Genomic DNA, 15009 nt, shown 5'->3' on the forward strand with positions numbered 1-15009 from the left:
TACGTTAATGAGTTTTCTTTTTACAGGAGAGGACAAAATTTTTCAAAAAATAAAATGGCAAATACAGCTTTAGTTATACCTCCAAACTCAATTAATTTTATCCTGTGATAGCTTCTAAGTTAAGACTACTGAATAAAAAAGAAATTCTTAATTTAGCGTCATAACCTGCTCTTCCTTTAGTTTGAATCCCCTTTTTACTAATCGAACTCAGGTTATTATGCAATTAAGAAATAACTATATGCTTTAATGAAATACATCATTTTACTCTTTTTTATAATAAGCAATTATATTAATCTGTCCGCTCAAAAGATGCTTTCTGAGGAGGAATCGGAATGGCTTACGGAAAATGTAATTTCTTTTTCTTCTCCTATTGACCAGATAAGTCCGGAAGAATTAGAGGGCATCTCTTTACCCAACGGAACCAAAGTAGTGGGCTTAGGAGAAGCAAACCATGGAACTAAAGAGTTTCAAATTCTTAAGCACAAGTTGGCAAAGTACCTCATTCATGATTATGCCTTCAATACAATTATGTTAGAATTTCCCTATAGTCACGGACTTCTTCTTAATGATTATATCCAAGGGAAAAATGATGCCGGAATAAACATATTAACAGATCAAAAGAACAGTGAATACCACAATGAGCAAATGTTGGCATTTATACAAGATATTAAGCTTATAAACGAATCGAGAAGTGACTCTAATAAAATTCAATTTCTTGGAACGGACATTTTTGGTAAGCCATATGCGTTTGAAAGAATTTTAAGTTACTTTGGCCAGGTTGATGATGCTTTCGAAGAACTTCTTCATGATCATCAATATTTAACTAAAGATCGATATACCTATCCTTCAAAAGATAATAACAGGACATTTAAAAAGATTTCTTCAACCATTCTTAAGCAACTGAAAAGCAATAAGCAATCCTACATTTCCCAAACTTCATTGCTTCAATATAACCGAATTTACCGTTTGGCAGAACTATTAAGAATAGAGTGGAAAGGAAATAGTAGAGCAAAAGAGGTGACGAAAAATATCCTTCTCACTCTCAATGAAAATTCAAGTAACAAGATTTTCTATTTCGCTCATAGTTTGCATGTTGGGAAAAACAATTCGCATTTTGAAGGAAACCTGCTTCAGAAAGCACTCGATAAGTCCTATTTTGCCATTGGAACAGATTATGCGTTTGGTTCCTTTACATTAAAAAACATGACCGACCTAAACAATATATTTCCGGATACTGTACAGATAATCCCCCTGGAAAATTGTTTTGCAGACCATGTGGCTGAAATAAATGGGAACTTTCACTATCTGCAGTTCCCATCTGCCCCAATTACATCCACCAGCTGGTTATCCGAACCTTTATACATTGCAAGTACCGGTATGGGCTTTAACCGACCCTTCACCTCTGGAGAGGAATTTAGGCGATTAGATAAGGTTAGTAAGCAATTTGATTCCATCATTGTATTTGATAAGATTAGTCCGACTAAACTTATTAAAAACTAAACTCACTTTAATTGTAATCGAATCCATTTACGTGCAATATTTGTAGCCATATACAGCATGGTTCTATATGTACATTAAACCTCACCATTAACTTAATTCACTCAATGAAAATACCCCACATCACAGCCCTGCTACTTCTATTGTTCTCCTGTGGAAAGAATGAAAACAAGACTGATAAAAAGAATGATAAAGTAGCTGTTGCGGAAATAGTAATACCCGAATTCCAATCAATTATAGACTCTGCAGCAGTGCAGGGAGCCATTTTAATTTACAACAAGGCTACCAATACCTACTATTCAAATGATTTTCGCTGGGCAAATAAGGGGCATTTGCCTGCTTCTACTTTCAAAATAGCCAACTCCATTATAGCACTTGAAACAGGAATAGTGGAGAACGACAGTACACTTTTCGAGTGGGGTGGTGAGGAGCGAGCAATGGAAAGTTGGGAGCAGGACTTAGTATTCAGAGAGGCTTTTCACTTTTCCTGTGTACCTTGTTACCAGGAGGTAGCAAGAGAAATTGGTGTAGAGAAGATGAATTTCTATCTGGATACACTGAATTATGGTAATATGCAGGTAGATTCCACCAATATTGACACGTTCTGGCTGGAAGGAGCCTCCCACATCACACAGTTTCAGCAAATAGACTTTCTCAAGCGCTTATATCAAACGGAACTGCCAATTTCGGAACGAACGGAAAAGATCATAAAAAAAATGATGGTGATAGAAGCGAACGACCAATTCCAATTGAGTGGAAAAACAGGCTGGTCTAACAGCAATGGACATAATAATGGTTGGTTTGTAGGGTATTTAGAAAGCAACAACAATACCTACTTCTTCGCCACCAACCTTGAGCCTCAGCCACAATTTGATATGTCTGGCTTTGCTGAGATCAGGAAAGAATTGACAATGCAGGCATTTAAGCAGATGGATATTATTGATTGAAATTATCAATTGAGCGGTCCTGATTTATCTTCATCGAAGATAATCCCTTTAAATATCTGGGAGCAATTATTTTCAAGGAGCTAATGGTTTTAACCTTGAAAGATTGAAAATATAGCAAGGATTTGCACGAGATTCCTCAACTCTATTTTTGAGCTGTATCGACCCATAGGGAAAGGAGGTAAAAAATTTATCGGAGATTAATAGGGGGAGTTAAGAAGAAGGGAAAGATTTGTTGCTTGCGAATCAGGAGCCTGCCAACTCTTTGGCTGGGCGAGTTTCCACCGCCATGTTTCGTGTCTCACGAAACAGATAAACGCAAATGCCTGCATATAACGCAAATTTGACATATGATTAGTGTATCATAAGAACTCAATCCCCAGGCTGGCAGGCTATCCCGTCAATCTCAATTTGATAATGATATGATAAATAGTAATTTGTGAAATAAATGTAGCTGCTTACGAGATTTCTCCCCTCTATTTTTTAGAGAGAGGGGAAAATTTATCGGAGATAAATAGGGGTGAGTTAAGAACTGTCGAAGACGAATCCTGAGCCTGACAGCCCTTCGGCTGGGTGAGTTTTAGAAATGAAGAAGTTTGGCGCAAAAAAGAACAATCTTACTAGCAAGAGAATTAAGGAAGGCCTCTACAGAAGCTGAGAATAAACTATGGAAGTATTTACGAGGTAGAAAGTTCAATCAACTTAAATTTTTAAGGCAGCATCCAATTATTTATGGTGGAAATACTGCCAGGGAAGATTTTTTCATAGCTGACTTTTATTGTCATGAAAAGAAATTAGTAATAGAGTTGGATGGAGGTATTCATAATGATGAAAAGCAATATGACAAAGGAAGAGATCAGATTTTAAATGAACTCGGAATTTATGTGTTGAGAATGGAAAATAGCATCATGGAAACTCCGGATCAAGCTTTAGAAAAAATTAAGGAATTTATACGTTCAAAAGGTTTATAAGTGATTTTGTAGGATCAGCACTGGGCCGGATATAGTGAAAAGATAATAATAATTACCTCAGATGAGAACTCATCCCGTCAACCGCCAACTGGCGGTCGCCACCCTTCTCTTCAAAAAGAGAAGGGAATAGTAGAAGCAATCAGCCTCAATTTAATAACGATATGATAAATAGTAATTTGTGAAATAAATGTAGGTGCTTACGAGATTTCTCCCCTCTACTTTTTAGAGAGAGGTGAAAATTTATCGGAGATAAATAGGGGTGAGTTAAGAACTGTCGAAGACGAATCCTGAGCCTGACAGCCCTTCGGCTGGGTGAGTTTTAGAAATGAAGAAGTTTGGCGCAAAAAAGAACAATCTTACTAGCAAGAGAATTAAGGAAGGCCACTACAGAAGCTGAGAATAAACTATGGAAGTATTTGCGAGGTAGAAAGTTCAATCAACTTAAATTTTTAAGGCAGCATCCAATTATTTATGGTGGAAATACTGCCAGGGAAGATTTTTTCATAGCTGACTTTTATTGTCATGAAAAGAAATTAGTAATAGAGTTGGATGGAGGAATCCATAAAGAACAAAAACAATATGATGAGGGAAGAGATCAGGTCTTAAATGAACTCGGAATTTATGTGTTGAGAATGGAAAATAGCATCATGGAAACTCCGGATCAAGCTTTAGAAAAAATTAAGGAATTTATACGTTCAAAAGGTTTATAAGTGATTTTGTAGGATCAGCACTGGGCCGGATATAGTGAAAAGATAATAATAATTACCTCAGATGAGAACTCATCCCGTCAACCGCCAACTGGCGGTCGCTACCCTTCTCTTCAAAAAGAGAAGGGAATAGTAGAAGCAATCAGCCTCAATTTAATAACGATATGATAAATATTAATTTGTGCATTGAATGTAGATGCTTACGAGATTTCTCCCCTCTATTTTTTAGAGAGAGGGGAAAATTTATCGGAGATAAATAGGGGTGAGTTAAGAACTGTCGAAGACGAATCCGGAGCCTGACAGCCCTTCGGCTGGGAAATTTAGCTATTGATTGGGTGATTCATAAAATGGAAATTTCAATAGGCAATGAAAAGTGTTTAATTTTGTATAAAATTCCATTGAAAATAAGACCCTACATACCTTCGGATAAAGCAGCTGTTCTTCACTTGTTTGATTTGAATACTCCTCAATTTTTTGACGAGACAGAAAAAGCAGGTTTATTTAGTTACCTCGAAAATGAAGTAGAAGATTACTTTGTGGTGGAAGAAAAAGATAAGTTAATTGGGGCTGGTGGCATTAATTATGAGCTGCAGGCTAAAACTGCGGTGATTTCATGGGATATTATCGCTCCAACTCATCACGGGGAGGGGATAGGTAGAAAATTGATGAAGCATAGAATTGAGTTTATCCGTAAAAAGGCGGACATTGATAAAATTGTAGTAAGAACCTCGCAGCACACTTACCTATTTTATGAAAAGATGGGGTTTAAACTCCTGGAAGTGAAAAAAGATTATTGGGCAGAAGGCTTCGATTTGTATTACATGGAGCAGCCTACTAAAAAAGATTAATTTTGATTTTATCAATAAATTCAAGGTTTTTCTGGTTAACCTACGTTAACAACCGTCTCTCCGGTTGTACATCCTTCTCCTATTAAATGCTTCCACATTTTTTTTCTTCTGTGTTTTACGCTCACAGAAAAATGCTTAATAATGGTTTCAAATCATCCATAAAAGCACTCAAAAATTCCGAACTCCAATTAAGGTAGATAGACTACCGCTTTAGGGTGGTACTCTACATTGTGTTGCTTTATTGTTCTCTCTAGTTTTACTGAAATAAAAATAACTCAATCAAATTCAGAAACTTATGAGAACCTTTGAAATCATTTTACTACTTGCTATTACCATTCTTCCCTTTTTCAAAAGGAAAGTGCTTTTACATTTTAAAGCTAATTATGTCTTGATTTTTCTCGCTTCATTATTGGCTATGCATTTACTTTTTGAAGGTCTGCGCTGGCAGATGTTTCCTGCTTATGTACTGCTGTTTGTACTGGCATGGAGAATAAAAGTGGTGGATGCTTCTCAACCAGCTCGTTTAAATTTTTGGAGAGGTAGTGGCTATTTCGTTTTCGTGCTTGTAGCTGTTATAGCATGGGTACTTCCCATCGCTTTACCCGTTTTTACTTTGCCGGAACCTAGGGGGAATTATAAGGTTGGCACGCAAATACTTCATGTTAAAACTGATAAAGCAGAGGAAATTACAAAAGACCCCAACGATAAAAGAGAATTTCTGTGCAAGATTTGGTACCCAAGCCAGGCTGATGTATCCAATTTAGCAGGAGAAAGCTACCTTGACCAGACTGGTAGAGAGGGTTTTGCGACTAAATATGGCTTACCGGCTAATGCGCTCAACTACCTGGATTATGTGGATACTTATGTGTACCCAAAGATTCCAGTAGCAGAAGGCAAATTTCCCGTATTGCTATTTTCGCATGGCTATGGCTCCAATGCTACAGGTTACTATGCATTGCTAACTGAGATTGCAAGCCAGGGCTATATCATCATCAACATGAACCATACCTACGAAAGTTTAGGGGCTACTTTTCCGGATGGTAGTAAGAAGTATTTTGATTATCAGTTTCAGCAGGAGGTTACTGATTGGAATGCGGAATTGATGGATCCTATGATAAAAGCCTTTGAGGAAGGGGTGGAATTCGAGAAAAGACATCAAATCGCCCGGCCTGCTATCAAGGATTATTATGAAAAAAATATTCAGGCAAGGTGGGCGGATGATATAGTAGATGTATTAGACTTATTAGACCAATGGAATGGCGAAGGTTTTTTGAAAAACAAGCTTAATCTTGATAAAATAGGTGTTTTCGGACATTCGGTAGGAGGGGGCACAGCCGGGAGAGTGGCCATGCAGGACAGTAGAATAAAGGCAGCAGCTAATTTGGATGGCATCCAATGGGGCAAAAAGATTGATACAGTGTATCATTTGCCTTTTCTTTTTATTTCTGCTGATTGGCCTGCCGAGCATATGGATATTAACTCTCATGTGTACCTGAAGAAGAGCAGCGACTATTTTTATGATGCCAGGCTGCTTAATTCGGGCCATCCCAACTTTATGGATATTCCTTTTCTGGTGACTATTAATGCGGTTAATCAGTCAGGAGATATTGACCCCGCATTGGGTACAGAAATAACTACTAAACTGGTGACTGCTTTTTTCAATCGACACTTAAAATCTTCTGCCGATACGGATATGGAAGGTATAGCAAATGAATATGATTTACTGGAGATGAAGGTTTACAAGGGTGATTCGATTCAATAAATCATAAGAGAAAGATGTATACCACTTTGGTGAATTCAGGGTGGCATACTTTCTATGCAGTGTCTATGTAAACGCATTGTGAAGGCCTTTTATTAAAGAAAAAGGGACAACTATGGAGGGTAGCTGTAAATAAACAAAGCTTTTTATCTGGCTCTAGTTTATTTTCATTGGTAAAAGATAAACATTATTTTTTTTACGTAAAGGATATTAAACGACTCTAGTTATGGACTACAAAAGTATCTACATGCGATATATTATTGTATTAACAGTTCTATTTTCATCTTGTGTTGAGAAAGAAATTTCCAACAAAGATAAGCTCTCTGGAATTTGGGTTTATTCAAAACAGGTAAACGGTTCCAATTCAGATATTTCTGACACATTATCTGTTACAGAATATGAGTTCATATCTGACACAAGTGGACTTTTGTTCAATTACGAACTTTTCATTAAAACAAGAACTTCAAATAGAAGTCAATTATATGGTATTGATAACTCTTATCAAGATAGTTTTTTGGTGGACAAAGACTTTGATAATTTAACAATTGTGCCAGGTCATTTATTAAATCCTTTTTATTACACAATTGAGCAACTTAATGATACTTTGATAATTCGAAATGAAAAAGATAATAGATCAGAAACATTTTACAAAATAGAATATTAAAAGAATTACGGGTGAAGTAACTGATCACTGGCAGCGGGATGAAGTGAAATGTGTACATAGAGGACAATTCCACCACCATGTTTCGTGTCTCACGAAACAGATAAACGCAAATACCTGCGTATAATGTAAATTTGACATATGATTAGTTGGTATAAATAAACTCCAGCCAAAGGCTGGCAGACTATCCCGTCAATCTCTATTTGATAACGATATGATAAATACTAATTTGTGCATTAAATTTAGATGCTTACGAGATTTCTCCCCTCTATTTTTTAGAGAGAGGGGAAAATTTATCGGAGATAAATAGGGGTGAGTTAAGAACTGTCGAAGACTAATCCAGAGTCCGCCTAATCTTTAGCTCCCATCTTTTTTCTATTAAATCTCATATTAAGAAAAGCAAAAGCCTTCAAAACCGAAAATTAAGTGTGATTGATATGATTTTTATACCCAATTAAAATATGCGCATACCGCTTTTGGGAAAAAGTTATGTGTGGTTAAAAATTTTACTCACGCATATCAAATTTTACCAGTGCGCATATATGCGTGCTGTAAAGGCATTATTAAGAAAGGCTTCTTGATATATAAAGTGTGACGCTCTGAAATCTATTTTCCGAACCTCAATTCACTTGCTCTTCTATCAATAGCTCTATTTTATAATTTATCCACTATATTTATTCCTCAAGTTTACAGTTAACCATCAGTATTAAATAATCAATTTACAGACTTTTGTTGGTTCACTTGAATTCGATAGCGGAAATATGGTAAATGAACTATCCAAATATCCATTATCCTAGGATTATAATAACTTGAGTCTTGTGATTGAATTATATAGCTGCTTAAATAATTGAAGAAAACCGAAAAAATTCTGATACTCATCTGGATAGCTTTTTTTCTGCTCATGGGAGTAGATTATCCCGGTAGCTATTTGTTTTTTGCACTATCAACTTTTGCACTAAGTTTTTATTATATTATAGCTTCTTTCAAGCTTTTTAAATCAGAAAACAACTCCTCAATTATAATTCCGATTCTTGCGGGTTTATCCTTATCAACTTCGCTTGTCACGATACCATTTAATATTTTATTGCGCAACTGGGAATGGCTTAAAGTATTACCTTTAATTAATATCATATTTACGGCATGTCTAGTTAGTTGGGTAATTTTTAAGTGGATCGGTAAAACTCAAATTCAAGAAAATTATAGACAAATTCTCCTACGTACCACTGTAGTTTTACTGATTGCTTCTTTCTTTGCTTTCCGGCCAGTAGAGAGTAAAGTTTACAGAAAGGTGGTAATTTATCTTAATGCAAGAAATCAGGACATGATCAATAATATGCGAATGTTTGACTACTGGCAGCAATCAGAAGAACAATTAGGTAAAGGGAATTGCGAAAAAGCTATAGAGTATTCTCTTCAATCTTTCCAGGAAGGATTAAAATGGCTTTGGATAGAAGGTGACTCTTTAACAGAGAAGGATATAAAACAGATCTGGAAGATTCATGGTGCTTATACTAATATTTATAAAGCTTACGTATGTAAAGCTGATAAATTATATGATTCCAAGAATTATGAAGAAGCACTCCTATATCGAATAAAAGCTGATTCCTTTTTAAATATCAACCCTGTGGCCTTAAATGATTCATGGAAGGTGGAAAGGGCAGACTCAAAAAACAGTATCGGAATTTATTATAAAGCTTTGGGGCAAACAGATTCGACTATATTATTTTTTGCAAAAGCCATTGTTTATCATTCCGACAGTATAAGTATTTCTAATGATAGACTTGCAACCTATTTAACTAACTTGTCAGAATCTTTAGCTGATGGCCGCTATTGGAATGAGTCAAATCAAGCTGCAAAGACGAGTATTGATGTGCTGAATACGGATTCTATCACAAAAGAAAAAAATGATCTGTATTCAACCGCCTACTTTCAACTTGTTTATAACGCTCTTGCAAATAGTGACCTGTCACAAGCAAACAAGTACTTGTCGGAGGTTAAGCAATTTTTAACCCCTAAGGGGGAATGTAAATACTACCTCTTTCACTCACTTCTCTCTAATAGATTAGATAATCCTATTGAGGCAATTGAAAATGCAAGAAAAGCCAGAGTTTGCTACCACCAGGTGTTTACTGAAAAACATCAAAACATTGCTGAAAGTTATATGGTGTCATTCGAGTCATGGATGAAGATACCGCAATACGATTCGGCAATTTCAAACCTAAGAGAAGGTATTCGAATAACCAGAATGAATCATGGAATAGCGACTGTGAGATTTCAGGACTATATAAAAAGAGAAGGGTTTTATGATTATTCAGTCGGTAATTATAAACAATCTTTAGAAAAGCTTCTGAAGGTGAAGAAGACTTATGAACGGGAGCTTGGTCAAGAGAGTGAAAAACTGCCCGAAGTCTTAGCAACCATTGGTAGAGTTAAAATAGAGCAAGAAGACTTTGTTGAAGCTAAGAAAGTTCTAACTGAAGCCTTAAGAATCTTAAAAACACATCCTTTTCTTATTGATGAAAGATCATCTAACTTATTAAATGACCTCGCATATATAAGTTATGCAACCAATCAGAGTTACGTTGCAGACACCCTTTACAATAAATCAATTAAATTAAACAATGAGGTTAAAAAAGATTCTAGTTTGTCAGTTGCCAGTGCTTTAAATGGACTAGGTCTTATTGCTATGAAAAATTCTAATTTTTCTCGGGCTGATTCGTTATTCAAAAAATCTCTTCAACTTTATAAATTTCATTACCCAGAACTGCATCCAGATATAGGAATTGTACTGATGAACCAGTCTGAACTCTCCTTCATGAGTATGGAATTTACAGAAGCGCTTTTCCTTGTAAATGAAGCACTTGAAAATTTTATTCCTTTTCATAGAGCTAAGCACCCGACACTAGGGGATATGTATTTATTGAAAGCTTATATCTTAACTGAAATTGGTGATGTTAAGGAAACTCAGATACTTTTGACTAGAGCTTTGGAAATATATGAATCAAACTTTGACCCCAAGCATGAGAAGATTATATCAACTAGAAAAATTATACAGTTGTAGGTAACCTTAATTAAAAGCATTAGCTATTAGTCCTTGTTCACACCATTTAACAGATAACTCATCCGACCACTTCCTTCTGAAAAGCCGGAAGGAGGAATCCTGAAAGCTTCCGGGACGCGAGGTAGCAAGAGCCTTATGGATAGAAGCCAGCTGAAGGCTCTCATCTTTTTTCTATTAAATCTCATCCTAAGTAAAAACAAAAGCCTTCAAAACCGAAAATTAAGCGTGGTTGATTTGATTTTTATACCCAATTAAAATATGCGCATACCGCTTTTGGGAAAAAGTTATGTGTGGTTAAAAATTTTAATCAGGCATATCAAATTTTACCAGTGTGCATATATGCGTGGTAGGAAACAGGTACGCATATATGCGTGGCCAAAATGCAGTACGCATATATGCGCGATGTGAAAGCACTGCGCATACTATAGTTCTAAGGAAAGCATAGTTGGAGATTAGAGTATGACTCTGAAATTTATTTCCGAACCTCAATTCTTCTAATTTTCGATTAACACATGTATTTTGAGGATGTGTTTTATAATTAATCTGCTATATATAGATAGTTAGTTCGTCAAAACCAACCCTTGAAAATTTTTCTCTTAACGAATTAAATATTCATTATTTGACAAACTCAACATCGATTGCATTTTCAAATTTATCAATCACAGCATAATAGCTAGATGATTCTTCCTCTGTAAGATTTGAATATTCTTTACTAAAAGAGGATTGACTACCGTTCGAATAAATGCCATATTTAGGGCTAATAGTTAATTTTGGAGAACAGGTTGTACTATTTCCGCTATACCAAAGAACATAAATAAAATAATTTACATTATCTGATAGAAGGGAAGCATCAATAAATATTGATTCAGTGACACCAGGTCCATCATTTTCAGATTGAAAAATGGGATCACCATCAGCATCAGTAACATATAAATCAAGATCTACATCTTGATTAGTACTTGTCCAACTTAAATCAATTTTTAATCCTGGAGTATGCTTTCCATTATTAGTGATACTAAAAGTATGATATACATTATCATTTTCGTTATCAACAATCACATCAAGTGGCTTTATTCCAAGGTCTGTAACGGCATCTACAATTTGAATTCTTAAATTCTTGGTTGAAAAAGTGTAATCTCGAAATTCATTATTGAATTCAAACTCCACTTCAAGTGACTCGGATCCAGATGGAATTATAAATTCTCTTCTCGTGCCACCATTAAAATAATTATTACCATATGTATAACTCGGGTTCTCGGATAAATCAAGTTCAATTGTCAAATCTTTTTCATATGCCTGAGATAAATTTACGGTTAATTTAAGGCTCTCACCAAATTCAATTTCTGATGTTGTATTTTCAAAACCAATAACTGTCACATCATCAGGTTCAATATTTAAGTTATGTATAACTTGATCTCCCAAGGAACCACCTTCACTTATACTAATTAGTTTTATTTCTAGATTTTCGGCCTCAAGTTCTACAATACCATCTTTAATAATCAAAAATTCCATATTGAAAGCCGTTGCACCAGCTGGAATTATAAAAGTAGTTGAAGTAAGTGGTGTTACGTCTGAAGGAAAACCTGCAGTGCCCGAAACTTCATAAGTGACAAGTATTTCTTTTGAGCTTTTTCCATCTAATTGTAAGGGAACAAAAATAGAATTATTAGACTCTACAACATTTGTTTGCGAATTTTTAAATGAGACAGTTAAAGCGCTTGGGTTTTCATTCGAATCTTTGCAAGACACAAATAGACTGATCAAAGATAATAATGGAAGTATTTTCTTTAGCATATTGGTATTTTTATAATAATTATTTCAAAAGTAATTAAAATAATTGGAATAATTATGTTTTTATTACCGTTAAATTATAATTTTATCAATTTTTATTTTAAATACTTCTGAGTTAATAATATTCAGCAAAGTTGCCTCTAGTGAATCAGTTTCTATCTTTACTATCTTACTCAAGTTATCCATTATCTCTAATTATAAATTACGAATAAACCTTTCAGTACTCATTATTCATCGAAATAATATACTTAAGGCCTAATACATACACCTTATCTATAGGTTTTCCTACAAGGAACAAATTGCGAAGCTTTCACCCTACTGAATAAAATAATCTCATTCCCAAAAAATATCCCTTCCCCCATATCCCCAAATTTTACTAACTTATTTCCCTTAACAGCTGCCGTCCGCATGCGGACGATTGCGTGCTTTTATGAACGAGGGCAAATACACGATAGTGCCTTTTAATGCCTTTAGAGTAGGTATAGGCTTACTTGGCACAGAGTTGGTAAATGGATATTCCGAATTATTACAATAATTAAATGGATAAGAAAATTGTACAAAAAAGGTGGACAGCTAAAAAGCTTTTGATGATTGGTGCCGGGGTATTGGTGTTGAGCTTAATTGTATACCAATTGCTTTTTGCAGATAACCGCTCTACCTTAAATGTGAATAAGGACAGGCTAAGCATCGCCAGCGTGAAAATGGGAGAGTATAAAGATTTTATCCCTGTCACAGGGTCGGTGGAGCCGGGCGAAACCTACTTTCTGGATGCTATTGAAGGCGGAATTATTGCTGAAGTAATTAAAGAATCCGGAGCCAAACTGGATAAGGGAGATACCATCCTGAAGCTAACCAATTCTAATTTGCAGCTGGATGTAATGCAACGGGAGACGCAGCTTTACGAGCAAATCAATAACCTAAGGCAAACCCGCCTTTTGCTGGATCAGAATGATTTGAGTCAGCAGGCTCAGCTGGCAGAAATTGACTACCAGTTAAACCTTTTAAAACCCCAGTACTACAGGTTTAAGAAGCTTTTTGAAGATAAATTTATTTCAGAAAGGGAATTTGAAGAAATCCGTGAGCAGTACGAGTACAATGTGAAGAGAAAGCAACTCACTTACACAAGTTACAGAAATGATTCTGTTGCCAGGGTAATTCAGTTGAGACAGCTGACCAATTCGGAACAAAGAATGCAGCGCAGCCTCGATGCCGTGGGTAATATTCTGAATAACTTAATTATTAAAGCACCTAAAGAAGGCCAGCTTTCTACTCCACAACTGGAAATTGGTCAATCTATTAATTCAGGTCAGCGCCTTGGTCAGATAGATGTGATGAATAATTACAAAATCCGCGTGGCCATAGATGAGCTTTATCTGCCAAGGGTAGATGTAGGCCAGTCGGGTTCCTTCGATTTTTCCGGTCAGAAATATAACTTAGTGATCGATAAAATCTACCCCACTATTTCAGGAGGAAGGTTTGAAGTGGATATGATCTTTAACGGAGAAAGCCCGACAGGAATTAAGCGTGGACAGACTGTAAGAATAAAACTAGAGCTGGGTGCCACAGAAGAAACTTTATTACTGCCTGTAGGCGGATTCTATAAGGATACTGGCGGTAACTGGGCCTATGTCATCAATCCTAATGATCCTAATGAAGCCATTAAACAACCGATCAGACTGGGTAGAAAAAATATAGATTACTACGAAGTACTGGATGGCTTAGCGGAAGGAGATAAAGTGATTGTATCGGGTTATGAGAATTATGGAGATAAGGAGAAGTTGAGTTTGAAATAGTATAGGGTACAGGGTACAGAGTATTGAGTACAAAGTACAGAGAAGTGAGATTTGAGTACAAAGTATTAAGTACAATGAAGTAAGAGGTAAAAGTATTATGACCTAAGTAGATGAAAAGAGAGGATTGCAACATATTAATAAATTATAAAATCGAAAAAACGGAAGGTGGCTTAATCAGTCTGCACACATGGTAACTTGTCAACCTGCATACATGGTAACCTGCCAACTTGAACACTTATAAACTGAAGAAAAAATATGGATCACGTAATTAAAACAGTCAATTTAAGGAAGCTTTATACTACCGAGGAAGTAGAAACCACAGCTTTAGACAGCATTAACATTGAAATAAAAAAGGGGGAGTTTGTCGCCATCATGGGCCCATCAGGCTGCGGTAAATCTACCTTGCTGAATATTCTGGGGCTTCTGGATAACCCTAACTCAGGTGAATATCATTTTGTGGATCATGAAGTGGCCAAATACTCTGAGAGACAAAGGGCACAGCTCAGGAAAGGCTCTATCGGTTTCGTGTTCCAAAGCTTTAACCTGATTGATGAGTTGACTGTTTTTGAGAATGTAGAGTTGCCTTTACTCTATATGAAAGTGCCTTCCTCGGAAAGAAAAACCAAGGTGGAAGAAGTGCTTACCAGAATGAATATCATGCACCGAAGAAACCATTTTCCTCAGCAGTTATCAGGAGGTCAGCAGCAGCGTGTGGCAATTGCCAGGGCTATTGTAGCCAAACCCGCTGTAATTCTTGCGGATGAGCCAACAGGTAACCTGGATTCGGCCAATGGAGAAGAGGTGATGAAGTTATTGGAGCAACTCAATAATGAAGGCACCACCATTGTAATGGTAACGCACTCACCGCATGATTCCAATTACGCACACAGGGTGATCAATCTATTTGATGGTCAAGTGGTTACAGAGAATATAAGAGAGCAGTTTCATGTGTGATAACTGATAATTCCTTCATTAAT

Annotated in this window: 12 protein-coding genes; 10 read left to right on the forward strand and 2 right to left on the reverse strand. The window is 36.1% G+C overall.

The window, feature by feature from the left end; translation table 11 throughout:
- The first annotated feature begins 246 nt into the window (after window positions 1-246).
- From IEV85_RS07500 to IEV85_RS07535, 8 genes are all read left to right on the forward strand, one after another.
- Complete coding sequence (locus tag IEV85_RS07500) at window positions 247-1500, forward strand: erythromycin esterase family protein (RefSeq protein ID WP_188461843.1); 1254 nt, start codon at window positions 247-249, stop codon at window positions 1498-1500.
- 104 nt (window positions 1501-1604) lie between these two features.
- Complete coding sequence (gene blaOXA / locus IEV85_RS07505; protein WP_188461845.1) at window positions 1605-2444, forward strand: class D beta-lactamase; 840 nt, start codon at window positions 1605-1607, stop codon at window positions 2442-2444.
- A gap of 593 nt (window positions 2445-3037) precedes the next feature.
- Window positions 3038-3412, forward strand: a complete 375-nt coding sequence (locus IEV85_RS07510) for an endonuclease domain-containing protein (protein ID WP_188461847.1) — start codon at window positions 3038-3040, stop codon at window positions 3410-3412.
- Window positions 3413-3747: 335 nt separating this feature from the next.
- A complete protein-coding gene (locus tag IEV85_RS07515) occupies window positions 3748-4122 on the forward strand; it encodes an endonuclease domain-containing protein (RefSeq protein WP_188461849.1) in 375 nt (124 codons plus the stop codon).
- Window positions 4123-4466: 344 nt separating this feature from the next.
- Window positions 4467-4967 (forward strand): GNAT family N-acetyltransferase, encoded by a 501-nt coding sequence (locus tag IEV85_RS07520; protein WP_188461851.1) that lies wholly within the window; start codon window positions 4467-4469, stop codon window positions 4965-4967.
- Window positions 4968-5262: 295 nt separating this feature from the next.
- Window positions 5263-6729 (forward strand): alpha/beta hydrolase, encoded by a 1467-nt coding sequence (locus IEV85_RS07525; RefSeq protein WP_188461853.1) that lies wholly within the window; start codon window positions 5263-5265, stop codon window positions 6727-6729.
- A gap of 223 nt (window positions 6730-6952) precedes the next feature.
- A complete protein-coding gene (locus IEV85_RS07530; protein ID WP_188461856.1) occupies window positions 6953-7390 on the forward strand; it encodes a hypothetical protein in 438 nt (145 codons plus the stop codon).
- Between the two features lie 844 nt (window positions 7391-8234).
- A complete protein-coding gene (locus IEV85_RS07535; RefSeq protein WP_188461858.1) occupies window positions 8235-10448 on the forward strand; it encodes a tetratricopeptide repeat protein in 2214 nt (737 codons plus the stop codon).
- Window positions 10449-10474: 26 nt separating this feature from the next.
- Here the strand turns inward: IEV85_RS07535 and IEV85_RS07540 are convergent, their stop codons facing one another.
- Together IEV85_RS07540 and IEV85_RS07545 are read right to left on the reverse strand one after the other, a co-directional pair.
- Window positions 10475-10612 (reverse strand): hypothetical protein, encoded by a 138-nt coding sequence (locus IEV85_RS07540; protein ID WP_188461860.1) that lies wholly within the window; start codon window positions 10610-10612, stop codon window positions 10475-10477.
- 451 nt (window positions 10613-11063) lie between these two features.
- The gene (locus tag IEV85_RS07545; RefSeq protein WP_188461862.1) at window positions 11064-12242 is read right to left on the reverse strand and encodes a Calx-beta domain-containing protein; all 1179 of its coding nucleotides are present in this window, start codon (window positions 12240-12242) and stop codon (window positions 11064-11066) included.
- Between the two features lie 536 nt (window positions 12243-12778).
- On the opposite strand from IEV85_RS07545, the gene IEV85_RS07550 reads away from it, so the two are divergent.
- Together IEV85_RS07550 and IEV85_RS07555 are read left to right on the forward strand one after the other, a co-directional pair.
- Window positions 12779-14032, forward strand: coding sequence for an efflux RND transporter periplasmic adaptor subunit (locus IEV85_RS07550; protein ID WP_188461864.1), 1254 nt, complete (start codon window positions 12779-12781; stop codon window positions 14030-14032).
- Window positions 14033-14287: 255 nt separating this feature from the next.
- A complete protein-coding gene (locus IEV85_RS07555) occupies window positions 14288-14986 on the forward strand; it encodes an ABC transporter ATP-binding protein (protein WP_188461866.1) in 699 nt (232 codons plus the stop codon).
- Window positions 14987-15009: the final 23 nt, after the last annotated feature.

Source organism: Marivirga lumbricoides (assembly GCF_014636295.1).
Lineage (GTDB): Bacteria > Bacteroidota > Bacteroidia > Cytophagales > Cyclobacteriaceae > Marivirga > Marivirga lumbricoides.

Coding starts and splice junctions, on each gene's coding strand:
- IEV85_RS07500 (WP_188461843.1), top strand. CDS start 247: ATGAAATACATCATTTTACTCTTTTTTATAATAAGCAATTATATTAAT.
- blaOXA (WP_188461845.1), top strand. CDS start 1,605: ATGAAAATACCCCACATCACAGCCCTGCTACTTCTATTGTTCTCCTGT.
- IEV85_RS07520 (WP_188461851.1), top strand. CDS start 4,467: ATGGAAATTTCAATAGGCAATGAAAAGTGTTTAATTTTGTATAAAATT.
- IEV85_RS07525 (WP_188461853.1), top strand. CDS start 5,263: ATGAGAACCTTTGAAATCATTTTACTACTTGCTATTACCATTCTTCCC.
- IEV85_RS07530 (WP_188461856.1), top strand. CDS start 6,953: ATGGACTACAAAAGTATCTACATGCGATATATTATTGTATTAACAGTT.
- IEV85_RS07540 (WP_188461860.1), bottom strand. CDS start 10,612: ATGAGAGCCTTCAGCTGGCTTCTATCCATAAGGCTCTTGCTACCTCGC.
- IEV85_RS07545 (WP_188461862.1), bottom strand. CDS start 12,242: ATGCTAAAGAAAATACTTCCATTATTATCTTTGATCAGTCTATTTGTG.
- IEV85_RS07550 (WP_188461864.1), top strand. CDS start 12,779: ATGGATAAGAAAATTGTACAAAAAAGGTGGACAGCTAAAAAGCTTTTG.
- IEV85_RS07555 (WP_188461866.1), top strand. CDS start 14,288: ATGGATCACGTAATTAAAACAGTCAATTTAAGGAAGCTTTATACTACC.